This window comes from Streptomyces sp. NPDC014907 (assembly GCF_055562975.1).
The window spans coordinates 214226-236696 of the sequence record NZ_JBVHEG010000004.1; the positions used below are offsets into that span (position 1 = coordinate 214226).

Annotated in this window: 21 protein-coding genes and 1 pseudogene; 10 read left to right on the forward strand and 12 right to left on the reverse strand. The window is 74.6% G+C overall.

Going from position 1 to position 22471, the window contains the following annotated elements; genetic code table 11:
• Position 1: 1 nt before the first annotated feature.
• Positions 2-1162, reverse strand: coding sequence for a DUF6777 domain-containing protein (locus tag ACZ3IL_RS13175; RefSeq protein WP_467389669.1), 1161 nt, complete (start codon positions 1160-1162; stop codon positions 2-4).
• A gap of 578 nt (positions 1163-1740) precedes the next feature.
• Between ACZ3IL_RS13175 and ACZ3IL_RS13180 the strand changes: the two genes are divergently transcribed.
• The gene (locus ACZ3IL_RS13180) at positions 1741-2286 is read left to right on the forward strand and encodes a DUF1990 family protein (protein ID WP_467389671.1); all 546 of its coding nucleotides are present in this window, start codon (positions 1741-1743) and stop codon (positions 2284-2286) included.
• Positions 2287-2308: 22 nt separating this feature from the next.
• On the forward strand, positions 2309-3733 hold the full coding sequence (locus ACZ3IL_RS13185) for a lipase maturation factor family protein (RefSeq protein ID WP_467389673.1): 1425 nt from the start codon (positions 2309-2311) through the stop codon (positions 3731-3733).
• 114 nt (positions 3734-3847) lie between these two features.
• On the opposite strand, the gene ACZ3IL_RS13190 is transcribed toward ACZ3IL_RS13185, so the two are convergent.
• The 3 genes from ACZ3IL_RS13190 to ACZ3IL_RS13200 form a co-directional block, all read right to left on the reverse strand.
• Positions 3848-4018 carry a hypothetical protein gene (locus tag ACZ3IL_RS13190; RefSeq protein ID WP_467389675.1) on the reverse strand — a complete coding sequence of 57 codons (171 nt, stop codon included), beginning with the start codon at positions 4016-4018 and terminating at the stop codon, positions 3848-3850.
• Between the two features lie 276 nt (positions 4019-4294).
• Positions 4295-5770 carry an SDR family NAD(P)-dependent oxidoreductase gene (locus ACZ3IL_RS13195; protein ID WP_467389677.1) on the reverse strand — a complete coding sequence of 492 codons (1476 nt, stop codon included), beginning with the start codon at positions 5768-5770 and terminating at the stop codon, positions 4295-4297.
• 60 nt (positions 5771-5830) lie between these two features.
• The gene (locus tag ACZ3IL_RS13200; RefSeq protein ID WP_467389679.1) at positions 5831-6544 is read right to left on the reverse strand and encodes a (2Fe-2S)-binding protein; all 714 of its coding nucleotides are present in this window, start codon (positions 6542-6544) and stop codon (positions 5831-5833) included.
• Positions 6545-7103: 559 nt separating this feature from the next.
• Between ACZ3IL_RS13200 and ACZ3IL_RS13205 the strand changes: the two genes are divergently transcribed.
• Positions 7104-8063 (forward strand): DMT family transporter, encoded by a 960-nt coding sequence (locus tag ACZ3IL_RS13205; protein WP_467389681.1) that lies wholly within the window; start codon positions 7104-7106, stop codon positions 8061-8063.
• Here ACZ3IL_RS13205 and ACZ3IL_RS13210 read toward each other — a convergent pair.
• From ACZ3IL_RS13210 to ACZ3IL_RS13220, 3 genes are all read right to left on the reverse strand, one after another.
• Positions 8038-9465: a peptidoglycan DD-metalloendopeptidase family protein gene (locus tag ACZ3IL_RS13210; protein ID WP_467389683.1), complete on the reverse strand. Its 1428-nt coding sequence runs from the start codon at positions 9463-9465 to the stop codon at positions 8038-8040. The genes ACZ3IL_RS13205 and ACZ3IL_RS13210 overlap by 26 nt on opposite strands.
• A gap of 491 nt (positions 9466-9956) precedes the next feature.
• Positions 9957-10382 carry an aspartate 1-decarboxylase gene (gene panD, locus ACZ3IL_RS13215; protein WP_467389684.1) on the reverse strand — a complete coding sequence of 142 codons (426 nt, stop codon included), beginning with the start codon at positions 10380-10382 and terminating at the stop codon, positions 9957-9959.
• A 292-nt stretch (positions 10383-10674) separates the two neighbouring features.
• Positions 10675-11778, reverse strand: a complete 1104-nt coding sequence (locus ACZ3IL_RS13220) for a LysR family transcriptional regulator (protein WP_467389685.1) — start codon at positions 11776-11778, stop codon at positions 10675-10677.
• Positions 11779-11938: 160 nt separating this feature from the next.
• Here ACZ3IL_RS13220 and ACZ3IL_RS13225 point away from each other — a divergent pair, with 160 nt between their 5' ends.
• The 3 genes from ACZ3IL_RS13225 (at position 11939) to ACZ3IL_RS13235 (ending at position 14342) form a co-directional block, all read left to right on the forward strand.
• Positions 11939-12439, forward strand: coding sequence for a hypothetical protein (locus tag ACZ3IL_RS13225; protein WP_467389687.1), 501 nt, complete (start codon positions 11939-11941; stop codon positions 12437-12439).
• A 149-nt stretch (positions 12440-12588) separates the two neighbouring features.
• Positions 12589-13815, forward strand: a complete 1227-nt coding sequence (locus ACZ3IL_RS13230) for a hypothetical protein (RefSeq protein ID WP_467389689.1) — start codon at positions 12589-12591, stop codon at positions 13813-13815.
• Between the two features lie 29 nt (positions 13816-13844).
• Positions 13845-14342 (forward strand): hypothetical protein, encoded by a 498-nt coding sequence (locus tag ACZ3IL_RS13235; protein ID WP_467389691.1) that lies wholly within the window; start codon positions 13845-13847, stop codon positions 14340-14342.
• Between the two features lie 633 nt (positions 14343-14975).
• Here the strand turns inward: ACZ3IL_RS13235 and ACZ3IL_RS13240 are convergent.
• Positions 14976-15366 (reverse strand): annotated as a pseudogene (locus ACZ3IL_RS13240) (DUF302 domain-containing protein); the annotation flags it as partial.
• A gap of 443 nt (positions 15367-15809) precedes the next feature.
• On the opposite strand from ACZ3IL_RS13240, the gene ACZ3IL_RS13245 reads away from it, so the two are divergent.
• Positions 15810-16385 (forward strand): rhodanese-like domain-containing protein, encoded by a 576-nt coding sequence (locus ACZ3IL_RS13245; protein ID WP_467389693.1) that lies wholly within the window; start codon positions 15810-15812, stop codon positions 16383-16385.
• A gap of 171 nt (positions 16386-16556) precedes the next feature.
• Here the strand turns inward: ACZ3IL_RS13245 and ACZ3IL_RS13250 are convergent, their stop codons facing one another.
• The gene (locus ACZ3IL_RS13250) at positions 16557-17837 is read right to left on the reverse strand and encodes an APC family permease (protein WP_467389695.1); all 1281 of its coding nucleotides are present in this window, start codon (positions 17835-17837) and stop codon (positions 16557-16559) included.
• A gap of 120 nt (positions 17838-17957) precedes the next feature.
• Positions 17958-18380, reverse strand: coding sequence for an arsenate reductase ArsC (locus tag ACZ3IL_RS13255; protein ID WP_467389697.1), 423 nt, complete (start codon positions 18378-18380; stop codon positions 17958-17960).
• A gap of 74 nt (positions 18381-18454) precedes the next feature.
• On the opposite strand from ACZ3IL_RS13255, the gene ACZ3IL_RS13260 reads away from it, so the two are divergent.
• Together ACZ3IL_RS13260 and arsB are read left to right on the forward strand one after the other, a co-directional pair.
• Entirely contained in the window at positions 18455-18760 is a 306-nt protein-coding gene (locus tag ACZ3IL_RS13260) for an ArsR/SmtB family transcription factor (protein WP_467389699.1), read from the forward strand.
• Positions 18757-19842, forward strand: coding sequence for an ACR3 family arsenite efflux transporter (arsB, locus tag ACZ3IL_RS13265; RefSeq protein WP_467389701.1), 1086 nt, complete (start codon positions 18757-18759; stop codon positions 19840-19842). Before ACZ3IL_RS13260 ends, arsB begins: the two co-directional genes overlap by 4 nt.
• 154 nt (positions 19843-19996) lie before the next feature.
• Here arsB and ACZ3IL_RS13270 read toward each other — a convergent pair whose 3' ends face one another.
• Both ACZ3IL_RS13270 and ACZ3IL_RS13275 read right to left on the reverse strand, forming a co-directional pair.
• Complete coding sequence (locus ACZ3IL_RS13270) at positions 19997-20497, reverse strand: GNAT family N-acetyltransferase (RefSeq protein ID WP_467389703.1); 501 nt, start codon at positions 20495-20497, stop codon at positions 19997-19999.
• The gene (locus tag ACZ3IL_RS13275) at positions 20494-20856 is read right to left on the reverse strand and encodes an ArsR/SmtB family transcription factor (RefSeq protein WP_467389705.1); all 363 of its coding nucleotides are present in this window, start codon (positions 20854-20856) and stop codon (positions 20494-20496) included. The genes ACZ3IL_RS13270 and ACZ3IL_RS13275 overlap by 4 nt, the downstream gene beginning before the upstream one ends.
• Before the next feature lie 220 nt (positions 20857-21076).
• On the opposite strand from ACZ3IL_RS13275, the gene ACZ3IL_RS13280 reads away from it, so the two are divergent.
• Entirely contained in the window at positions 21077-22450 is a 1374-nt protein-coding gene (locus ACZ3IL_RS13280; protein WP_467389707.1) for an NAD(P)-binding domain-containing protein, read from the forward strand.
• Positions 22451-22471: the final 21 nt, after the last annotated feature.

Consider the following 22471-nt stretch of genomic DNA (forward strand, 5'->3'; position numbering starts at 1 on the left):
TTCATCCCTCGAAGGTATCGGGCTGGTCCGGCACCGGCCCGGGCGGGAGGACCTCCCCGGGCGGCGGTTCTTCCTCCGGCGGGGCGGGCGGCTCGGCGAACGGGTCGGGGAAGGGCTCGGACGAGGGGTCGGGGTACGGTTCCGCGTCCGGGTCGGGGACGGGGGTCACGTCCCCGGGGCCGGACGGGTCGGGGGCCGGGGCGGACTCCGTCGGGAGGCCGGGGTCCGGGATTCCCGTGTCCGGCGGGTCCGGGGGCGTGGGGACGGAGTCCGGCGGGGTGCTGCGGCCGGGGGCGCTGGGGTCGGGGGTGGCCGTGCCGTCCAGGACGCAGGCGTCCGGGTCGCAGGCCGGTTTCACGGCGGGTTCGCGGTCCTCCGCGCCGTCGCTGCCGGTCCGCCGCTCGATCCAGGTGCGGTCGGTGGCGTTCACGATGACCAGGCCGGGAAGGGCCGCGCCGGCCGGACGGACGGTGATCACGCGGTCGGGGTCGAAGCCGTCCCAGGGGTCGCCCGTGTGGACGCCGCTCCTGTCCGGGGCCGGGGCGCGGAGGGGGTTGCCGCAGGCGCAGCGGACGCGGGGGGCGCCGTACCGGTCGACGAGGACCGCCGTGCCGCTCTGCAGGACCGCCTGGAAGGCGTCGGCCCGGCCGTCGCGGTAGCCGTGGCCGGTGACGCGGACGTCCTCGCGCAGGGTGACGGGGGTGAGGCCGCGCAGCCAGGCGGCGACCCCGGTCTCGGGGACGCCGGCGGCCCCGGCGAAGGCCTTCGTCTTCTTCCGGTCCCCGGCGAGGAGGGCGATCTGCCGTTCGACGTCACAGCTCCCGATCGCGCGGGTGCCGCCGTAGAGGCCGGGGGTGGAGCCGGTGACCTCGCGGGGCCCTCCGGTACCGTCCGCGTCCCGGTTCCCCGTGGGGGCCGACGGGCGGACGGTGTTCCGGACGGTGGAGGCGGTGAAGGGGTCGGGCCCCCCGGTGGCGAACGGCTGGAGCAGGACGTCCCGGGCGGGGGCCGCGGCGGCCCGGCCCGCTCCGCCGGCGCCGGTCTCCCCGAAGGAGCAGCCGGCGAGCAGCAGGGCCGAGGCGAGCGCCGCGGCGGCGGCGAGGCGGGCCCCCTCGCGGGGAGCGGTGGCGGTTCGCCGCGTCCGGCGGAGGGGTGGAGGCACCTGGTTTCTCCCGACTTTCTCTCCTGCGGGCCCGGGGCCCGGTTTACGGCTCGATCGAGTTCCCCGGGCCGTACGTGTTCTCTCCCGCGGGCCCGGGGCCGGTTCCGGCCAGTCCTTCATGTCTGTCGCAAGGTGCGGGCGCCCGCAAGCGGGGAGGGGCCGACCGGGGCATCCGCCGGGGCCGCTCCCTTGAACGCGCCCGGGGAACGTCCTACGCTCGTGTCATGGATTGAACACGTTCAACCAGGGGCGTGCGACGGCCGTGCCACCGGCCCTCGCGGGGCGGTCGCGACGACCGGCGCGTTCCGTGTGCCCCCGACGGGACGCGTGTTCCCCGGTCCTCCCGCTCCCCCGGGCCCCGGCCGGGGGAGCCTCCGGGGCGGCCGGCCCGCCCCGTCCGGCCCGGACGGCCGGGAGCCCCGGGACCCCCGGGACCCCCGGCACCCCCGGTTTCGCCGTCCGCGCCCCGCCCGCCCGGCGGTGGCCCCACACTGGCGGCACCGGTTCCGTCCCCCGCCCCCGTCCCGTCCCCCGCCCCGCCCCGTCCCGTCCCGCCCCTCGCGAACGGAGTTCCCGGCATGACCCGCCTCCTGAAGGACCTCTCCCGGCCCGCCCGCCCGGACCTCACCTACCGCGAGACCGGCGCCACCCGCACCCCGGAGGCCCTCCCCGACGCCTACCGCCACCTGCGGTACAGCACGGTCGTCGGCCACGGCCGGGCCGCCTTCGAGACGGCGGGCGCCGCCGTCACCACCTGGCGGATGCACCGCCGCTCCGGGGCGGAGGTCACCGCGGACGCCGACCGCGCGGCTCCCGGCGTCCGCGTGGAGGTCTCGCTGGGCGCCGGCCGCTTCCGGGTCACCGCCCCCTGCTCGGTGATCTGGACGGCGTACGAGGAGAACCGCACCGGGTTCGCCTACGGCACCCTCACCGGGCACCCGGCGCGCGGCGAGGAGGCCTTCGTGGTGGAGCTCGAACCCGGCGGCGCCGTCCGGTTCACCGTCACCGCCTTCAGCCGTCCCGCCCTCTGGTACGCCCGGCTCGCCGGGCCCCTGCTCCCCCGGCTCCAGCGCGCGTACGCCCGCCGCCTCGGCCGGACCCTCCGGCGGCTCGTCAGGACGTGACCCCTGGCCGATACTGGGGACGGTGGAGTGGTTCACGGCACCCGATCTCTGGCCGGCCCGGATCGCCTTCCAGCGCGGCCTGGCCGTCCTGTACTGCGTGGCGTTCCTGTCGGCCGCCCTCCAGTTCCGGGCGCTCATCGGGGAGCGCGGCATGCTCCCGGTGCCGGAGCACCTGCGCCGGACCCGGCCGCGCGACACGCCCTCGCTCTTCCGCCTGCGCTATTCCGACCGCCTGTTCGCCACCGTCTCCTGGACCGGTGCCGCGCTGGCCCTGGCGGTGGCGGCGGGCGCGGGGGACGCCGTGCCCCTGCCGGTCTCGATGCTCCTGTGGCTGGTGCTGTGGGCGCTGTACCTGTCGATCGTGAACGTCGGCCAGACCTGGTACGCCTTCGGCTGGGAGTCGCTGCTCCTGGAGGCCGGGTTCCTGGCCGTCTTCCTCGGCAACGACGACACCGGCCCGCCCGTCCTGGTGCTCCTCCTGCTGCGCTGGCTGCTCTTCCGGGTGGAGTTCGGAGCCGGGCTCATCAAGATCCGCGGCGACCGCTGCTGGCGGGACCTGACCTGTCTCTGCCACCACCACGAGACCCAGCCGATGCCCGGCCCGCTGAGCTGGTTCTTCCACCACCTCCCCCGGCCGCTGCACAAGGCGGAGGCGGCCGCCAACCACGTCGTCCAGCTCGTGGTGCCGTTCTTCCTGTTCGCCCCGCAGCCGGTCGCGACGGTCGCGGCCGGGCTGATGGTGGTGACCCAGCTGTGGCTGGTCCTCTCGGGGAACTTCGCCTGGCTGAACTGGCTCACCGTCGTGCTCGCCCTCTCCGCCGTGGACGCCTCCCCGCTCACCGGCGACCGCCCGATGCCCGGCCCGCCGCTCTGGTACGCGGTCCTGGTCGTCGCGGTGACCGTCCTCGTCCTGGTCCGCAGCCACCGCCCGGTGCGCAACCTGCTCTCCCGGAACCAGGCGATGAACCGCTCGTACGACCCGTTCCACCTGGTCAACAGCTACGGCGCGTTCGGCACGGTCGGGCGGGTCCGGGACGAGATCGTGATCGAGGGCACCGACGACCCGGTGCCGCACCCGGGCAGCGTCTGGCGGGAGTACGGCTTCAAGGGCAAGCCGGGCGACCCGCGCCGGCTGCCGCGCCAGTTCGCGCCGTACCACCTGCGGCTCGACTGGCTGATGTGGTTCGCGGCGCTCTCCCCGGGGTACGCGCGCGCGTGGTTCGGCCCCTTCGTGGAGCGGCTGCTCGACGGCGACCCGGACACCCTGCGGCTGCTGGCCCGCAACCCGTTCCCGGACGCGCCGCCGGTCCACGTGCGGGCCCGGCTGTACCGGTACCGCTACACGACCTGGCGCGAACTGCGCGCCACCGGGGCCTGGTGGCACCGGACCCCGCTGCGGGAGTACCTGCCGCCGACCCGGCTGCGGAGACCGGCGGAGCCCTCCTGAGGCCCCGCGCCTCCCGGAGACCTCCCGCTCCCCCCGGCGCGCTCCCCCGGACGTGCCGGTGCCCCCGTCCGGACGTCCGGACGGGGGCACCGGGAGGCGCGTCGGGGTGCCGGCTCAGTCGATGCCCGGCAGGATGTGGGGCTCCGCGAGGTCCTCCTCGTAGCCCGCGAGCCGGATCGGGGCCGAGCGGGCCCAGACCTCCAGGCTCCCCAGCTCGCCCTTCCGGCGCTGCCGGTCGGTGGGTTCGGCCGGTCGCGGTTCCTGCTTGGTCAGTTCGGGTGTCACCGCGCACTCCTTCGTGTCGCGTACCTGTAGGACAAGTGCCGTGCGGTCGCGGTGGCGCCGTTCGCCGGACGGGTCCGCGGCCTTGGTGGCAGGCCGGTCCCGGGAAGGCCGTGAGGAAGTTGTGTCTCCTCGGTGGCCGACCGTGAACATCAGAGTAACCAAATGAGCGCGCATGCGCTCTACCGGGCTCACAAGTGTGACGCGAACGGGTGACGCAAGCCGAAAGAGCGCCCCACCCGGCCGGTGGGACGCTCTTGCCGGAACCGGGAACGCGGGTTACCAGTTGGCCGGGGCGTAGTCCTTGAGGAACACCCCGTACAGGTCCTCGCCCGCCTCGCCCCGCACGACCGGGTCGTAGACCCGCGCCGCGCCGTCGACCAGGTCGAGGGGGGCGTGGAAACCGGCCTCGGCGAGGCGCAGCTTGTCGAAGTGCGGTCGCTCGTCGGTGATCCAGCCGGTGTCGACGGAGGTCATGAGGATGCCGTCGGTCTCGAACATCTCCTGGCCGCTGGTCCGCGTCACCATGTTCATCGCGGCCTTCGCCGCGTTGGTGTTCGGGTGCCCGGCGCCCTTGTAGCCGCGGCTGAAAACACCTTCCATGGCGGAGACGTTCACGACGTAGGCGCGCCCGCTGGACGCCTTGCGCGCGGCCTCGGCCATCACCGGGCGCAACTTGCTGATCAGGATGAACGGCGCCGTGTAGTTGCACAGCTGCGTCTCCAGCAGCTCCACCGGGGAGATCTGCTCGATGCTCTGCACCCACGTGTTGGTCTCGACGACGTCCGGCAGGAGGCCGCCCGCGTCGATGGCGGTGCCGTCGAGGTGCCGGGCGATGCTGGCGTTGCCCGCGACCAGGGCGAGGTCCGCGACCTTCTGCGCCTCCAGGCCGCTCGTGCCGGCGGGCAGCGCGGCGAGACCGTCCACCGCGCCCGAGTTGAAGGCGCCGATGACGTGGTGGGCGGGCAGCTCCCCGGCGGGCAGCGGGGCCGCCTCGCCCTCGACCAGGGCGGCGTACGCGGAGGGCAGGCGCCGCACGGTCTGCGTCGCGTTGTTGATGAGGATGTCCAGCGGCCCGGCCTCGGCCGTCCGGTCGGCGAGGGCCACCACCTGGGCCGGGTCCCGCAGGTCGATGCCGACGACCTCCAGGCGGTCCATCCAGTCCGCGGAGTCCTCCATCGCCTTGAAGCGGCGGATGGCGTCCTTGGGGAAGCGGGTGGTGACGGTGGTGTGGGCGCCGTCGCGCAGCAGCCGCAGCGCGATGTACATGCCGATCTTGGCCCGGCCGCCGGTGAGCAGCGCGCGCTTGCCGGTGAGGTCGGCGCGGGCGTCCCGCTTGGCCCGGTTCTCGGCGGCGCACTTCTGGCAGAGCTGGTGGTAGAAGTAGTCGACCTCGACGAACCGCGTCTTGCAGACGTAGCAGGAGCGGGGGCGCTGGAGTATCCCCGCGATCCTGCCCTCCTCGGTGGCCGGGGTGGGCAGGAGACCCTCGGTCTCGTCGTCGATGCGCTGCGCGGAGCCGGTGGCCGTGGCCTCGGTGACCGCCCGGTCGTTGGCGGTCTTGGCGGCCCGGCGCTCCTGGCGGCGGCGCTGCTTCACCGTCCGGTAGATCCCGGCGGTGGCGCGCCGGACGAGGATCGCGTCCGGGTGGTCGACCTCCAGCTTGTCGAGCTCTTCGAGGACGCCGAGGCAGACGGCCAGGCGCTCGGGGTCGATGCCCGGCCCGTAGTCCTGGGTTTCTTCGGTCACCGTCATGGCCTTCGGGTTCCTCGTTCGCTCGTACGTCGCCGCTCGCGGGCTTCGGAAAGGGCAACTTTACGGAGCGGGGGGCCGCCCCTCCAAACCCGTTCGGGGAGCGTGGTCGAAGACACAGTCCCCGCAGAGCCCGCCGCCGGGGCAGCGGTAGTAAAGACAGCAGCTGGCGCGGCGCAGCCGGGGTCCCCGGACCGTGCCGGCGAGGTCGGGGTGGTCGAGGAGGCCGGCGACCAGTGCGGCGGCCCGGCCGGCGGCGTCGGGCCGGCCGTGGGCGCGGGCCCAGCGGGTCAGTTCGCGCAGGGCCCCGGCGAGGGCGGAGCCGGCGTTGCCCCAGAGGAGCCGGGGCGCCGTCCGGCCGTCCCGGCGCAGGGCCGCGTGGAGCGGGACGAGGTGGGCCTCCTGCACGGCCTCGCGGAGGTCGGCCACGGTGGCCGGACGGGTCGAGGAACCGGCCCACCACAGGTCGTCGGGCGAGGTCAGCGCCCCGTCCCAGAACAGCGCGGCGGGGTCCAGGTCCGGAAAGCGGCCGTACAGCGCGGCGGGACCGAGGGCGGTGGACCAGAGCCGGGCGGCGAGCCCCAGATGGGCGACGGAGGCGCCGACGCGCCGTTCGGGAGCGCCGAGCCGGGCGGCGACCCGGTCCACGCGCGCCGTGAGGGGGCCGTCCTCCCCCGCGTACAGCCGGGCGAGCGGGCGGTGTGCCCCGCCGCTCTCCGGCGGCGCGGTCCGCAGGACGAAGAACCCGCCCACCGATCCGCTCTCGACGAGATCCATCCGGCCCCCCTCGGTCCTGCCACGCCGTCCTGCGCTCCCGGGCCTCGGCCGCCCGGGACGGGCCCGGTCGCGGGCCGGCGCCCACGGTAGCGCTCCGGACGGACGCGCCGGGGACCGCGTCGCACCGGCCCCGGCCCGTGCGGACGCCGCTTCCCCTCCGCGCGCGGTCCCGGCGCCGTCGCCTTCGGCCGCGCCGCGACCGCCGCCTCGCTTCCCCTCCGCGCGGGCCGGGCGCCCGACGGACCGGCCGGGCCGCCGGGGCCGGCCGCGAGGGCGCGCGGGCCGGGCGAGGGTGCGCCCGGAGCCGGCGCGCATGGGGAGGGCCGCCCTCCGCGCGATGGCCCCGGCCGAGGCCATCGCCGGCGTCTCCGAAGCGCTGCCCCCGCGTGGGCCGGGCGCCGGGACCGGGTGCCCGTGAGGGCGCGCGGGCCGGGTGCCCTCCGCCCGCGTGGGCCGGGCGTCGTGGCCGGGTGCCCTCCGCGCGTGGGCCGGGACGCCGTGGTGGCCGTGAGAGCGCGGTACGGCGCGCGACGGGCCGGGTGGGGGGATGGTGGAAGGCATGAGCCCCCTCGTCCTGTCCGTCGTCCTGGCCCTGGCCTCCGCGGTCGCCTACGCGGCCGCGGCGATCGTGCAGGAACGGGTCGCGGCCTCCGCGGGCCCGCCGTCGCGCCGCCCGGCCTGGTGGGGTTCCGTGCTGCTCAACGGCGTCGGGGCGGCCCTGCACGTCGCCGCCCTCGCGTACGGGCCGCTCAGTCTGGTCCAGCCGCTGGGCGCCCTCACCCTCGTGTGCGCGCTGCCCATGGCGGCCCTCTTCACCGGCCGCCGGGCCGGGCGGCGGACCTGGCGGGGCGCCCTCGTGACCACGGCGGGCCTCGCGGGCCTGCTGAGCCTCACGAGCGGCGCCGGGGCGCGGTCCCCCGGGGAGGGCCAGCGGTGGCTGCTCGCGGGGGCCGCGCTCGGCACGGTGGGCCTCCTCCTCGCGGCCGCCCGCCTGACGGGGCGGGCGGTGCCGCGCGGCGTCGCCCTGGCCGCGGCGGCGGGCGTCTCCTTCGGCGTGGCATCGGTCTTCACCAAGGCGGTGGCCGGGGCGTGGACGCCGGGGGCACCGTTCGCCGAGTGGGCGTCCCTGGCGGCGCTCTCGGGGTTCGCCGTGGGCGGGCTGCTGCTCTCCCAGGCGTCCTACCGGGGCGCGGGGCTCGCCGCCCCGCTCGCCACGCTCACGGTGGTCGACCCGGTGGTCGCCGCGGCGGTGGGCGTGGCCCTGTTCGGCGAGGGCTTCCGCCACGGCGCGGCGGGCACGGCGGGCGCGCTGGTCTGCGGCGGGGTCACCGCGTACGGGCTCGTCCTGCTCACCCTCGGCCGGGCGGCCCCCGCCCCGGGGCCGGAACCGGGACGGGCGGCGTCCCCGGCGGCGGGGCCGGCCGCCGGGGACGGGGATGCCGGGGCCGCCGGGGACGGAGGCGGAGGCAGGGGCGGAGCCGGGGCCGCCGGGGTCAGAGGGAGACGCCCCGCGCCCTGAGATAGGCCAGGGGGTCGATGTCGGAGCCGTACCCGGGGCCCGTCCTGATCTCGAAGTGGAGGTGCGGTCCCGAACTGTTGCCGGTCGACCCCGAGCGCGCGATGCGCTGGCCGGCGTGCACCCGCTGGCCCTCGCGGACGGAGAGGGCGGAGAGGTGCGCGTACTGGCTGTACCGGCCGTCGTCGTGACGGAGGACGACCTGGTAGCCGTACGCCCCGCCCCATCCGGCGGAGACGACCCGGCCGCCGGCCACCGCCTTGACCGAGGTGCCGGTGGGGACGGGGAAGTCGACGCCGGTGTGGTAACCGCTGGACCAGGAGGAACCGGGCTTGCCGTAGCGGGTTCCGATGCCGGACGAGACGGGGGCGGAGTAACGGACCTCCGGTGCGGCGGCGGGACGCGGCTTGGCCGCCGGACGCGGTGCGGCGACGGGTTTGGCGGCGGGCTTGGGAACGGGTTTGGCGGCCGGGCGGGGCTTGGCGGCGGGCTTGGGAACCGGTCTGACGGCCGGTCCGGAGGCCGGTTTGGCGACGGGCCGGGCGGAGGGCTTGACGCCGGGTCCGGCCGCCGGTCTCGTCACGGGGGGCGCGGTGACGGACCGGGGGGCGGGGGACTTGGGCGGCACCGCCCGGGGCGGGGCCTTCCTCACGGGCGGCACGGCCTCGGGGGCCCTCGGCGCGGCGGCCTTGCCGGCCTCCCCGGACTTCCTGGGCGCGGCGATGCGCAGGGTCAGGCGCTGGCCGGGGTGGATGAGGTCGGGGTCGTCGCCGACGACGGAGCGGTTCTTCTCGTACAGGCTCTTCCAGCCGCCCCGGACGTGCTCCTCGCCGGCGATCTTCGACAGGGAGTCGCCGGGCGTCACCGTGTACATCTCGCGCACGGTGGGGACGGCGGTGGGTCCGGCGTTCCGCGCCGGCCGTTCCGGTAAGGCGCGCTGTCCCGGCAGGGACGTCGTGCTCATCCGGTTCCCGCCGGACGGCTTCCCCGCCGGGGCGGACCGGGGGGCGACGCCGGACGGCCCGCCGCCGGCGGCGAGACCCGCGCGGGAGCCGCAGGACGGCCACGCGCCGGGGCCCTGCCCCTTCAGGACGCGCTCGGCGATCACGATCTGCTGGTCCCTGGAGGCGAGGTCGGCACGCGGCGCGTAGTGCGTGCCGCCGTACTCCTCCCAGGTGGACTGGCTGAACTGGAGGCCGCCGAAGTAGCCGTTCCCGGTGTTGACGTGCCAGTGGGAGGAGGACTCGCAGGAGGCGACCTTCTCCCAGACGTCGAGCGAGGCCGCCTGCGCCGTGCCCGCGCCGATCAGCGGCAGCGCCATGCCGGCGCCTCCCGCCGTGACGGTGAGCGAGGCGCGGTTGATGCGGCTCGGCTGGTGGCGGCGGTGACGTCCGCGTACGGCCATGGGGCCCCCCTTGAACACAGCAACGGCCATTCAAGTTAGGGGCGGAACACGCTCCGTGACAAGGGTTTCACGCGATCCGGACCTTCTTCCGTCATGTCCGCGTTGACGTCCGCCCTCCGCCGGCCGGCCCCGGCTGGGGCTGGGGCTCCGGTTCGGGCACGGGACCGCCGGGCTGCGGAACGGGGGCGGGACCGGGCTCCGGCGGCACCGGGACCGGACTGGGGTCCGGCGGGGGCACGGGGTTCGGTACGGGCGGCGGGATGGGCGACGGGGGCACGGGGTCGGGATACGGCTGGGTCATCACGGGCCTCTCGCTCGTCGGGGTCGTCGCTTTCCAGGGTGACGCGACAGGGCCTCCGGCGCCTGTCGGCCGGGGGCCGGGCCGGACCTCGGGCCGGTCTCCGGGCCGGTCCCCGGCGGTGGGCGGACCGGCCCGGCCGTCATGCCGGAGCCCCCTTCGGACCGGCCCCCCGCGGGCGGGGCCCCGTGGGTCAGCCCCGGGCGGGCACGGCGTGCGGGGAGCGGACCGTGTCGCTGCCGGGGACGGGCGCGGACGCGTCGGTGCCCAGTTCCACGATGCGGTTCCCGGCGTCGACGTGCACGACGCGCGGCACGAACGTCCGCGCCTCCGCGTCCTCGACCTGCGCGTAGCTGATGAGGATCACGAGGTCACCGGGGTGCACGAGGTGGGCGGCGGCGCCGTTGATGCCGATCACGCCCGAACCCCGCTCGCCCTCGATGACGTACGTCTCCAGACGGGCGCCGTTGTCGATGTCGACGATGTGCACCAGCTCCCCGGGAAGCAGGTCGGCCGCCTCCATGAGGTCGGCGTCGACGGTGACCGACCCGACGTAGTGCAGGTCCGCCTGGGTGACGGTGGCGCGATGGATCTTGGACTTGAACAGAGTGCGCAGCACGGTGAACTCCTCTGAGACGGCTCCCTGCCTGCTTCGTGCGGGTCAAGGGCGGCCTCGACTGTACACCGGGACGCGCCGGACGGTGCTTGTGAGGAACATCGCGCCGGTCAGCCGAGACCGCTTCCCACCTGGGCTTTCCCTTGCCTCAGGCACCTGTTGGGCCGATCGTCCCGGAACGCGCGTACGGGATTCGGCGGCCGTTGTCAGCGCGACCGTCCAAGAGGGCGTCGATCATCCGGGAGCCGGCCACGAGCAGACCGTCACCGTCCGGGCACCGGCGCGGCCGCGCCGGTCATCCCCGGCCCGGCCGCTTCGCTGACGGCCGTACTTGATCAGCGGAAACTCCTTGCCCGGCGGATCGGCGAACTCCTGGAGGCCCGTCCCTTTCCAGAGCCCTGGCCTCGATCCCGGGATCGGCCCGGCTCCTGCCCCGGACAGCCCCCCGGTCCAGCGCCGGGGCCACGTGTCCGGCAGCCGCCACCACGGCCTCGATGAGCGGTTCCGTGCGGCTTTCCCTCAGCCAGGCGAGGCCCGCCGTTGACGGGGGCAGGTCCGTGACCTCGACGTAGCGGATGCCGGGTCGCGGGAAGAGGTCACGCGCGGCGGCCGGCAGGAAGCACATGCCCTTGCCCTGGGCCACGAGGTGCAGAAGGCCCTCCAGGTCCGAGGCGACGGGTCCGTAGCGGACCGGGGTGCCGTCGGGTCGCGGGTCGACGGCCCAGAAGTCCCACCAGAGCCGTGGCACCTGCGGCGGGACGTCGATCACGGGGTGGCGCGTCAGCTCGGCGAGGGTGATCCGGTCGCGGTCCACGAGCGGGTCGCTCGCGGGGAGGCAGGCCAACCGTGGTTCCGTGGCCAGGTGTTGCACCTCCACTCCGGGCGGGACCGGTGGGCGGAGGAAGGCAACGTCGATGTCATGGCGGAACAGGGCGTCGAAGTGGTCGGCGAAGTGGAGGCTGCGCACGTCGACCTGGACCAGCGGGTGCCGTTCGCGGAGCAGACGCAGCACGGCGTGCGTATAGGGCATCGCCGCTTCCGCGCCGATGGTGCCGACGACGAGCCGTCCGGAGAGCCTGCGCGCCTGGGTCGAGGCGCTGTGGCTCAGCCGGTCCATGGCCGCCACCACGCCGCGCGCGTCCGCCAACAGCACCCGGCCCTGCGGGGTGAGCATCACGGCTCGGCTCGAACGGTCGAACAGCCGCACCCCGAGGCGTCTTTCCAGGTCTCTGATCTGCTGGCTCAGCGCCGACTGCGTGATGAACAGCCGGGCGGCGGCGCGCGAGAAGTGGAGTTCCTCCGCGAGGGCGACGAACAGCCGGAGCTGATGGGCGCTCGGCGTCCGCGGGTCGGGGCCCGCCGGTGCGGCGTCTCCAGCGGCCGTTTCGCCAGTAACCATGATGAATCCCTTATCGATCGTCTTTCATGTCGCATGGCCACAAGTGATGACACGAACAGAGTGCGGGTGGAAGGCTCGGCTCTCAAGCGACGTCCCGTGACAACTCCTCGGTTCCGCAGGGCCGTCCGACCATCGCTTTCTCGACAACGGGGGCCGAAACATGTCTGTGAGACGAGCGGTGGCGATGCTCGCCGCCCTCCTGGCCGTGCTGTTCGGCGCCGGCGTCGTTCAGGCGTCGACGCCGCAGGCCGGCACGGCCTCCCGCGTGGTGCGGAGCGCGCCGCCCACGGCCGAGGCCGCACCCTCCGCGGCCCGGGCGTCGTGCACCGCTCGCGACGTCAGCCACTACGACGCGTACACGGGGCGCACCTGGACGCGTGACTGGGTGTGCGGCAATCGTGCCGGCGCCCCGTTGTACGGCTGCGGCAGCTTCATCGCCGCGTGCTCGGTGATCGGCTGGATCGACACGTCGACGAGCTGGTTCGTGTGCTGGGCAAGCGGCGCCGCGCACAGCGGCGGCAACAACATCTGGTACTACACCATGGGTGACCGCGTCGCTCCCGGTCGCGAGGGCCATCACGGGTGGGGCTTCATACCCGCCGTCGACGTGTGGACGTCGACCGATCCCTGGCCCGGCATGACGGAGTGCAACATCCCGTAACCCGCCGGGAGTCGTCCGCCCGGCCCGCTCCGGTGGAGCCCCCCGTGTCCCGCCGGGGGCTCCGTGCCACGGTCCCGCCCCCCCGTCCGCCGCCCCTTTCCGAGACCCGGGCAAGCCCGCTCTCCCACCAAGCGAGGACCTCTCACGCCATGTTCCGCTTCGTCAGGCACTCCCACACCACCGCTCGCCGTACGCCTCGGCGCCTGCTCGCCGCGACCGCGGCCCTCCTCTCCCTCTCCTTCACCGGCGCGGCGCTCCCGCACTCCGTCGCGACCGCGACGGAACCGGCGGGTGACTCCGTGCCGGTCACGCCCGCGAGCCTCCAGGTGCCCGCGGGGGTCACGGCGGGCGTGGCCGTGTACGACCGGCAGACCGGGACGTTCACCGAACAGCTCGCCCCGGCCGCCACGTTCCGGTCCGCGTCGGTCGTCAAGCTCCTGATCGCCCTCGACTTCCTGTGGAACCGCAGCCCCGACACCATCCCGGCCGCCGACCGCACGCGGCTGGACGTCATGCTCCGCAGCAGTCAGGACGCCGCCGCCAGCCACTACTGGTCGACCTACGGCGGGCCGGCGATCGTCGAGCGCATGGTCACTCGGCTCGGGCTCGCCGACACCACTCCCCCACCGGCGGCCTACGAGGGGTACTGGGGCTACACGGCCATGTCGGCCCGCGACACCGTGAAGACCTACCGGCACATCCTGGAGTCCGCCCCCGCGCCGGTTCGTGACTTCATCATGGAGCGTCTGCGCCAGTCGACCCGGTGCGCGTCGGACTCCTTCGACCAGCATTTCGGCATCGCCGCCGCGTTCGACCGCCCGTGGGCCGTGAAACAGGGCTGGTCGGGGAAGTACGCGAAGGGGAACTGCGGCCCCGTGAGCACCACTGCGGCCGGTGGCACCGACGCCTCGGCCCCCGCGCCCGTCGGCGCGGATGACGCCGGCGTCGACCTGAGCCGACCGGCGCTGCACACGACCGGCACCGTCGGAGCCGGTGACCGTTCGATCGTGGCCGTCCTCACACTGCACCAGGACGGGACGTCGTACGGAAAGGCGTACACCGACCTCGGCCGGCTGACCCGTTCCCTGAACGTTCCCGGCGGAACGGCGCCGAAGGGGAAGTGGTACGGGACGTGGGGTCAGGACGTCGCCGTCCGGACGGAACCGGTCGTCGGGGACAACCTGCTGACCCGGCTCCCGGCCGGCGTGGAGGTGCTGGTGGGCTGCCAGAAGAAGGGGCAGCTCGTCTCCGTCCCGCCGTACACCAACGACTGGTGGGCGTATCTGCCGCAGTACGGGGGCTACGTCACCCACATCTACATCAGCCATCCGGACAATCAGTTGCCGGACGTACCGCTGTGCACGAGTCAGAAGTGAACCCGGGGATTCCCGGAGAGGGAGTGACGATGTCGCGTACCTGGCGTTCCACCCTCGGTGTGGTCGGTGCCCTCCTGTGGGTGCTGGTGTCCGCCTTCGCGGCGGGCCCGGCCCGGGCGGCGGGTCCGGACGGGCCTCACGGGGGTGGCGGCCACACCATGGTCATGCCGCCGGCGCCCCGGGGCGAGGGGACGTCCCCGCGTGCCGCGGCGGCCGCATCACCGACGGTCTCGCCCTGGGCGGACTACGTGCACACGACGTCGGGCAGCCCCGTCACGTGCGCGTCGGGGAATCTCTGCACGGGGGTCTGGGACCCGGTGGTGGGCAAGTACAAGGTCTTCTTCCTCTATCGGTGCCAGCAGTACTCCCTGTCCCACTGGAACGGCGTGGGCCAGGTGGTGAACAACCAGGTCGGCGCCGCCGCGTTCTTCTACGGCCAGAACGGCCAGGTGCTGGACGTCGTCCTGCCGGAGCCCACGCCCTTCACGTACGACTGGACGCCCGTGTGGTCCATCCGGAACTGCTGAACGGCGCGCGTCGACACCGTCCGGGAACCGGACGGCTCCGCCCGGTGGTCGTGGTCGCCTTCGGCGGCCCCGGTCACCGGGCGGCCTGCGTGACCGCCCGGGACGGACCGGTCCGGGCCAGCGGCGGGGCGGTCCGGCTCCGGCCATGATCTGGAGGCGTAGTGCGACGTCCTCACCTTCGGGGTGTCCGGACCGGGAGGGCGCGATGCGGGGGGACGCCCACCGCCTCCTTCGAAAGTCGCGCCCGGCACTGGGAGCCGCTCGTGATAGGGGCTTGTGCCCGTCCACTCCGCCACACCGGTGATGGGGATGGCACTGCCAAGGGCGTTCGAGGCGAAGGAGTGCCGGAAGCCCAGGTCCTCGCCGGCAACAGCCGGCGTCCGCTCCACGTGGGCGCGAGACGGAATGGCGACCGTTCCCCGAACGCATTCGGGTTTCCGGACCCCCTTCACCGGGTCGTCCGCCATGGTCCCCCGGCATACGCGTCCCGCGGGATCGTCTTCAGGACCCGGAGGATGTTCACCTGGTCACCCCGGCCGGCCCCGTCCTTCTCCATCCCGCCCGGAAACCGCTCCACCACCATCGGGGTGACGGCGTCGCGGAGGGCGCCCGCCCGGGACGATCGCAGGCGCCGGCCGTACCGAGGGAGGCGAGCGCGGCGCCGAGGCGGCGGCCGGCCTCGTCGGCCACGGGCGTCATGGCGTCGACGCCCGTGAGCGTGACCATGACGGCGCGGTCGGCGGCCTGTACGACCACCTCGTCGCCCTCGGCCCGGACCACGACGTTGCACGGCAGCAGCAGGCCGATCGAACGGTCCGCGTCCAGGGCCCGGCGGGCCAGTGGCGGGTTGCAGGCGCCGAGGACCAGGCAGGGCTCCATGTCGTGGTCGAGCCCGGCCTTGAGGGTGGCCCGCACGTCGATCTCGGTCAGGACGCCGAAGCCCTGATCGGCGAGGGCGCGGCGGACCGGCTTCCACGGTCCCCTCGAAGGTTCCCGTCGGCTTCACGGTCCGGCCGTACGGCATGCCGCTGTCTTCCTTCGCGATGTCGGCACTGTCGGGGCGCCCGCTCCGGAGCGGTGGGACCCCACGGTCCGGAATATACCCCCGGGGGTAATACTATTGGCGTGGAAAACATACCCCGGGGGGTAATGCGCACCGAAGGGGGTGAGCCCGTGCTCTTCGTCGGCACCATCGAGCCGGAGGGCGGCGGCGATGGTCGAGGACCCGGCTCGGCACCCGCGACGCGGCCGCCGGCTGTGTGACGACCTCCTCGCGGTCCCGCCCCTCCTCGGCCGTCCGGATCGCTCCGGCGATCCGCCCCTGCGCCCCGCCCGGACGGTTCAGGTCCGCCTTCGGCTCCGCTTCCGCCGGATCGAGCCCCACCGCCACTCCTCACCCCGTACCCCCGGGAGTAACGCACTCCGCCTCCCGGGGGACACCCCGGAAAGAAAAGGACGACACCTGCCATGTCCGCGCCCGCGACCCTCGACACCGGCGAAGCCCGCGCCCGCCTGCACGAACTGACCGTCATTGACGTCCGCACCCCCGGCGAGTACGCCGGCGGTCACCTCCCCGGCGCCCTGAACGTTCCCCTGGACCAGCTCCGGAGGGCGCTGCCCGACATCCGCGACGCCGCCGGCCGCGGCGACGTCCTGGTCGTCTGCGCGTCCGGCGCCCGGTCCGAGGACGCCTGCCGCGTCCTCGCCGGGCACGGCGTCGACACCGCCACCCTCGCCGGCGGCACCGGCGCCTGGGCCGCCGACGGCCACGACCTGCACCGCCCCCGGGGGGCGGCCCGTACCGTCTGGGGCATGGAACGCCAGGTCCGCCTCACCGCGGGCACCGTCGTGCTCCTCGGCCTCCTGCTCGGCGTCCTCGTCCACCCGGCCTTCCAGCTCCTCTCGGCCGGCATCGCCGCCGGGCTGGTCCTCTCCGCCCTCACCAATACTTGCGGCATGGCCGCCGTGCTCGGCAGGCTCCCCCACAACCGCCCCCGCCCCGCCGATCTGGAAGCGACTCTCGCGGCCCTGCGGGCCCGCTGACACGAGGACCGCACCCCGTGCCTCCGTGCGGACCGCCCGCCCGGCCGCGCACCCCGAGGTCCTCCGCGGCGAAGGAGAGGGCGGCGGCCCGCGGCGGCAGATCCAGGGGGTGCCCCGGCCGCGGGTTCTCCCGTCCCCGGCGTTCACGCGCGTGCGTGCCCGCCCTCGGGGTCAGCGGCCGGGCGAACCGCCGGCCGCCACGCGCCGGACCCCGTGGACGGCGGCCCCGAGGGCCAGGACCGCGGCGCCCCCGGCCACCGAGGACGCAGGGAGCGCGAAGGCCAGGACGAGGCAGCCGGCCAGCCCGGCGGCGGGGACGACGCGCGCCGGCCGGCCCTCGCCCGGGGTGAGGGTCCAGGCGGAGGCGTTGGCGACGGCGTAGTACACGAGGACGCAGAAGGAGGAGAAGCCGATCGCCCCGCGCACGTCGGCCGTCGCCGCGACCACCGCCGCCACGGCACCGACGGCGAGTTCGGCACGGTGCGGCACCCCGGACCTCGGGTGCACCGCGGCCAGGACGTGCGGCAGGTGGCGGTCGCGGGCCATGGCCAGCGTGGTGCGGGAGACCCCGAGGATCAGGGCGAGCAGGGAACCGAGCGCGGCGACGGCCGCGGCGACGCGGACGAGCAGGACGAGCGGATCGGCGCCCGCGGCCCGCGCGGCGTCCGCCAGCGGCGCGGTCGCCCCGGCCAGCCCGTCCGGGCCCAGCACCGTCAGGGCCGAGACCGCGACGAGGACGTAGACGACCAGGGCGATGCCCAGCGCGATCGGGATCGCCCGCGGGATCGTACGGGCCGGATCGCGGACCTCCTCGCCGAGGGTGGCGATGCGCGCGTACCCGGCGAAGGCGAAGAACAGGAGGCCCGCCGCCCGGAGCACCCCGCCGGCGGTGGTGTCGGAACCGGCGTCCAGCCGGGCCGCGTCCGCCGCGCCGGAGGTGAGGGCGGCGACCACCACGGCGGCGAGGACCGCCAGGACGACGGCCACGACGACCCTGGTCAGCAGGGCGGACTTGCGCACCCCGGCGTAGTTCACCGCCGTCAGCGCCACCACGGCGGCGACCGCGACCGCGTGCGCCCGGCCGGGCCACGCGTACGAGCCGACGGTGAGCGCCATCGCCGCGCAGGAGGCCGTCTTGCCGACGACGAACGCCCAGCCGGCCAGATGCCCCCAGAACTCCCCGAGCCGTTCGCGGCCGTAGACGTACGTGCCGCCCGACGCCGGGTAACGGGCCGCGAGCCGCGCGGAGGAGGTCGCGTTGCAGTGGGCGACGACGACGGCGAGCGCGAGACCGATCAGCAGTCCGGAGCCGGCCTCGCGGGCGGCCGGGGCCAGGGAGGCGAAGATCCCGGCGCCGATCATGGACCCCAGGCCGATCACGACGGCGTCGGGCACACCGAGCGTCCGCCGCAACGCTCCCGGGGTACCGCCGGTGGACGACGACGTGCCCATGGACGCGTTCCTCAGAGCTCGAAATGTGTGCGGGCGGTGAAGGGCGCGGTGGTGCGGCCGGAGCCGACGGCGGCTCCGCGCGCGTTCCGGGCGCCCGTCGTGGTGGTCGTCATGGCGCGGTCAGCCCTCCCGCCTCTTCGCGTCGATGTCGGCGACGAGGTTCTCGACGAGGCCCTTGATCTCGTCGCGGATGGGGCGGACGGCTTCGACGCCCTGGCCGGCCGGGTCGTCCAGCCGCCAGTCGAGGTAGGTCCTGCCGGGGAAGTACGGGCAGGCGTCGCCGCAGCCCATGGTGATGACGTAGTCGGACGCCCGGACGGCCTCGGGGGTGAGGACCTTGGGCCGCCGGCCGGAGATGTCGATGCCGAGTTCGGCCATGGCGGCGACGGCGGCCGGGTTGACCCGGTCGCCGGGCAGGGAGCCGGCGGAGCGGACCTCCACGCGGTCGCCCGCCAGGTGGTGGAGGAATCCGGCGGCCATCTGGGAACGTCCGGCGTTGTGGACGCAGACGAACAGCACGGAGGCGCGTGGGGACTCGGGCATCGGTTCTTCTTTCGGAACGGACGGGCATCACCCCGGACTGACATCACCCTTCACTGATGTGACAGTATCAGTCCATGCTGACGTCAGTCGACACTGAGCTGTTGAAGGTCCTCGCCGACCCGCTGCGGCTCCGGATCGTGACCCTGCTCGCCCACGAGACCCTGTGCACCACCCATCTGGTCGAGGAGACCGGGGCCAGACAGACCAACCTCTCCAACCACCTCAAGGTGCTGCGGGAGGCCGGCGTGGTGGAGACGGAGCCGTGCGGCCGGTTCACGTACTACCGGCTGAAGCCCGAGGTCCTCGACGCGCTCGCCGGCCGGTTCGCCGGACTCGCCGCCACCGCCCGCGCCCATGCCGACTCCAAGAGGTCCTGTTGAACCCCACCGCCCCCGCGACCACCCCACCGGAGGCGTCCGTGGTCGCGAAGCTGTCGACGCTCGACCGCTTCCTCGCCGTCTGGATCCTCCTCGCCATGGCGCTCGGCCTGGGCCTGGGGCGCCTGGTCCCCGGTCTGGACGACGCGCTCGCGAAGGTCGAGATCGGCGGCGTCTCCCTGCCGATCGCCGCCGGGCTCCTGATCATGATGTACCCGGTCCTCGCCAAGGTCCGTTACGACCGGCTCGACGCCGTGACCGGCGACAAGAAGCTCATGGTCTCGTCGCTGGTCATCAACTGGGTCCTGGGCCCCGCGGTGATGTTCGCGCTCGCCTGGACCTTCCTGCCGGACCTGCCCGAGTACCGCACCGGCCTGATCGTCGTGGGACTGGCCCGCTGCATCGCCATGGTGATCATCTGGAACGACCTGGCCTGCGGCGACCGCGAGGCGGCAGCCGTCCTCGTCGCCCTGAACTCGGTGTTCCAGGTCCTGACCTTCGGCCTGCTCGGCTGGTTCTACCTCGACGTCCTCCCCCACTGGCTCGGCCTGGGCAAGGGCGAGACCCTCGACATCTCCACGGGGAAGATCGCGCTCAACGTCGTCGTCTTCCTCGGCGTCCCCCTGCTGGCCGGCTTCCTGACCCGCCGCGTCGGCGAGGAGAGGATGGGCCGCGAGTCGTACGAGCGGCGGTTCCTGCCGAAGATCGGCCCCTGGGCCCTGTACGGCCTGCTGTTCACGATCGTCGTCCTCTTCGCCCTGCAGGGAAGGACGATCACCTCCCGGCCGCTCGACGTCGCCCGGATCGCGCTGCCGCTGCTCGTCTACTTCGCGGTGATGTGGTTCGGCACCTTCGCGCTCGGCAAGGCCGTCGGCCTGGCCTACGACCGCACCGCGACCCTCGCGTTCACGGCCGCCGGCAACAACTTCGAACTCGCCATCGCCGTCGCCATCGCCACCTTCGGCGTCACCTCCGGCCAGGCGCTCTCCGGCGTCGTCGGTCCCCTCATCGAGGTCCCCGTCCTCGTCGCCCTGGTCCACGTCTCGCTCGCCCGGCGCAAGAGGTTCGCCTCCGGCCGGCCATGAGCCCGAAGGCCCTTCCGCCGAACGGTGCCCCGCCCCCGGAGGGCGGGGCACCGCCGTACGCCCCTCTCCCCCGGCGGCCCCATGCCACCGCGGCCGGGCGAGACCCATCCGGACGCCGCCCACGTCGCCGACCGCGACCCGGGGCACGCCCGCTTCACCGCACGGTGCTGCTGCGGCGTTCGACGAGGGCGACGTCCCGCCAGACACCGCGGTGACGGCCGATGCGCTCGCGGATGCCGACGACCCGGAACCCGGCCCGTTCGTGGAGGGCGAGACTGGCCGCGTTCTCGGGGAAGATCCCGGACTGGACGGTCCAGATCCCGGCCGCCTCGGTGGAGTCGACGAGCGCCTTCAGCAGGGCGGAGGCGACACCCCGGCCCCGGGCGTCGGGGTGGACGTAGACGGAGTGCTCGACGACGCCCGCGTACGCGCACCGGTCGGAGACCCGGGCGGCGGCGATCCAGCCGAGGACCCGGCCGGTCCCGTCGACGGCCGCGAAGCGGTGCCCGGGCAGCCTGGCCGCGTCGAACCCCTCCCAGGACGGCGCGGTCGTCTCGAAGGTGGCGTTGCCCTCGTCGATGCCGGCCTGGTAGATCGCGATGACCTCGCCGGCGTGGTCGGCGGTCAGCGGGACCACCCGCACGGAGCCGGTCATGCGCCGGAGGCCTTGGTGAGCAGCTGCCCCATGGCGGCGAGGACGGCCGGTTCGACACGGTAGTAGACCCAGGTGCCGCGCCGCTCGGAGGAGAGCAGCCCGGCCTCCTTCAGCTTCTTCAGGTGGTGGGAGACGGTGGGCTGGGAGACGCCGACGTCGGAGATGTCGCACACGCACGCCTCGCCGCCCTCGTGCGAGGCGACGGCGGAGAACAGCCGCAGCCGTACCGGGTCGCCCAGCGCCTTGAACATCTTCGCCGCGGGCTCGGCCTCCTCCGCGGTCAGCGGCCGCTCGTTCAGGGGCGGGCAGCACGGCTCGACGGCGGACTGGAGCAGCGGCAGCGCCTTCGTGTTCGACATACGCCTATGTTGACACATGTCAAAGCAGGCCCCCGGGGGTCGGCGGTCTCGCGGCCGTCCGAAGGGGGGCGCGCCGGGCGGGGCGGGACGACCCGGCCGACCGAAGCCCCCGTGAACGACCATTTGGATTCGACAGGTGTCTATGTTGACGCCTATCGATACAGATGCCATGCTGGACGTACAAGAGATCGACAGATGTCGAAACACAAGGGGAATCGTCATGAACGCCACCGTCACCGAGCAGCCGCCCGTCGTGGTCATCGGGGCCGGCCCCGCCGGTCTGGCCGCAGCCGCCCACCTCGTCGACCGCGGCATCGAGCCCCTGGTCCTGGAGGCCGGGGCGCGGGCCGGTGCGGCGGTGCGCGAGTGGGCGCACGTGCGGCTCTTCTCCACCTGGGGCGAACTCACCGACCCCGTCGCCGAGAAGCTCCTGGCCCCCACCGGCTGGACGAAGCCCGACACGAAGACGTACCCGTCCGGCGGCGACTGGGCCGAGCGGTACCTGCGGCCGCTCGCCGACGCCCTCGGCGACAAGGTGCGCCTCGGCGCCCGGGTCACCGGTGTCTCCCGCGCGGGCCGCGACCGGACCGTCGACGCCGGCCGCGAGGCACAGCCCTTCACCGTCCACGTCACCCACGCCGACGGACACGAGGAGAAGATCCTCGCCCGCGCCGTCATCGACGCCTCCGGCACCTGGACGATCCCGGGCCCGGCCGGCGGCGACGGCCTGCCCGCCCTCGGCGAGCGCGCGGCCGCCGACCGCGTCTCCTACCGCGTCCCCGACCTGAACGACCCCGCCACCCGCGCCCGTTACGCCGGGAGGCGGACCGCCGTCATCGGCTCCGGCGCCTCGGCCTTCACCGCCCTCGCCGCCCTCGCCGAACTCGCGAAGTCCGAGGACGGGGCCGGCACGCACGCCACGTGGGTCCTGCGGCGCGGGCTCTCCGGCTCCACCTTCGGCGGCGGCACCGCGGACCGGCTCCCCGCGCGCGGCGCCCTCGGCCTGGCCGCCAAGGCCGCCGTCGACGAGGGGTACGCCGACGCCGTCACCGGCTTCCGTACGGAGGCGATCGAACGCGCCGGTGACCGGCTCGTCCTGGTCGCCGAGGACGGCCGCCGCCTCGACCCGGTCGACGAGGTCGTCGTCCTGACCGGCTTCCGCCCCGACCTGTCCTTCCTCGGCGAGCTCCGTCTCGGCCTGGACGAGCGCCTCCAGGCACCCCTCGCCCTCGCCCCGCTCATCGACCCGAACCAGCACTCCTGCGGCACCGTCTACCCGCACGGCGTCAACGAGCTCTCCCATCCCGAGGAGGGCGTCTACCTGGTCGGCATGAAGTCCTACGGCCGCGCGCCCACGTTCCTGGCCCTCACCGGCTACGAGCAGGTCCGTTCCGTCGTGGCCGCCCTCGCCGGCGACCGCGAGGCGGCCGAGCGCGTCGAACTCGTCCTGCCCGAGACCGGGGTGTGCGGCGGCGCCGGCCTCTTCGACGAGCAGACCGCCGACACGGCGGGAGACGGGGGCGGTTGCCACGCTCCGGCTCCGCAGCCGGTCCCGCTCGACACCACCGCCTCAGCGCCCTCCTGCTGTTCGTGACCGCTCCCGCCTCCCGCACGG

Excerpts from the sequence above, each read along its gene's own strand:
- ACZ3IL_RS13180 (WP_467389671.1), top strand. The coding sequence starts at position 1,741 with ATGACCCGCCTCCTGAAGGACCTCTCCCGGCCCGCCCGCCCGGACCTC.
- ACZ3IL_RS13195 (WP_467389677.1), bottom strand. The coding sequence starts at position 5,770 with ATGACGGTGACCGAAGAAACCCAGGACTACGGGCCGGGCATCGACCCC.
- ACZ3IL_RS13200 (WP_467389679.1), bottom strand. The coding sequence starts at position 6,544 with ATGGATCTCGTCGAGAGCGGATCGGTGGGCGGGTTCTTCGTCCTGCGG.
- ACZ3IL_RS13205 (WP_467389681.1), top strand. The coding sequence starts at position 7,104 with ATGAGCCCCCTCGTCCTGTCCGTCGTCCTGGCCCTGGCCTCCGCGGTC.
- ACZ3IL_RS13210 (WP_467389683.1), bottom strand. The coding sequence starts at position 9,465 with ATGGCCGTACGCGGACGTCACCGCCGCCACCAGCCGAGCCGCATCAAC.
- ACZ3IL_RS13220 (WP_467389685.1), bottom strand. The coding sequence starts at position 11,778 with ATGGTTACTGGCGAAACGGCCGCTGGAGACGCCGCACCGGCGGGCCCC.
- ACZ3IL_RS13225 (WP_467389687.1), top strand. The coding sequence starts at position 11,939 with ATGTCTGTGAGACGAGCGGTGGCGATGCTCGCCGCCCTCCTGGCCGTG.
- ACZ3IL_RS13230 (WP_467389689.1), top strand. The coding sequence starts at position 12,589 with ATGTTCCGCTTCGTCAGGCACTCCCACACCACCGCTCGCCGTACGCCT.
- ACZ3IL_RS13235 (WP_467389691.1), top strand. The coding sequence starts at position 13,845 with ATGTCGCGTACCTGGCGTTCCACCCTCGGTGTGGTCGGTGCCCTCCTG.
- ACZ3IL_RS13245 (WP_467389693.1), top strand. The coding sequence starts at position 15,810 with ATGTCCGCGCCCGCGACCCTCGACACCGGCGAAGCCCGCGCCCGCCTG.
- ACZ3IL_RS13250 (WP_467389695.1), bottom strand. The coding sequence starts at position 17,837 with ATGGGCACGTCGTCGTCCACCGGCGGTACCCCGGGAGCGTTGCGGCGG.
- ACZ3IL_RS13255 (WP_467389697.1), bottom strand. The coding sequence starts at position 18,380 with ATGCCCGAGTCCCCACGCGCCTCCGTGCTGTTCGTCTGCGTCCACAAC.
- ACZ3IL_RS13260 (WP_467389699.1), top strand. The coding sequence starts at position 18,455 with ATGCTGACGTCAGTCGACACTGAGCTGTTGAAGGTCCTCGCCGACCCG.
- ACZ3IL_RS13270 (WP_467389703.1), bottom strand. The coding sequence starts at position 20,497 with ATGACCGGCTCCGTGCGGGTGGTCCCGCTGACCGCCGACCACGCCGGC.
- ACZ3IL_RS13275 (WP_467389705.1), bottom strand. The coding sequence starts at position 20,856 with ATGTCGAACACGAAGGCGCTGCCGCTGCTCCAGTCCGCCGTCGAGCCG.
- ACZ3IL_RS13280 (WP_467389707.1), top strand. The coding sequence starts at position 21,077 with ATGAACGCCACCGTCACCGAGCAGCCGCCCGTCGTGGTCATCGGGGCC.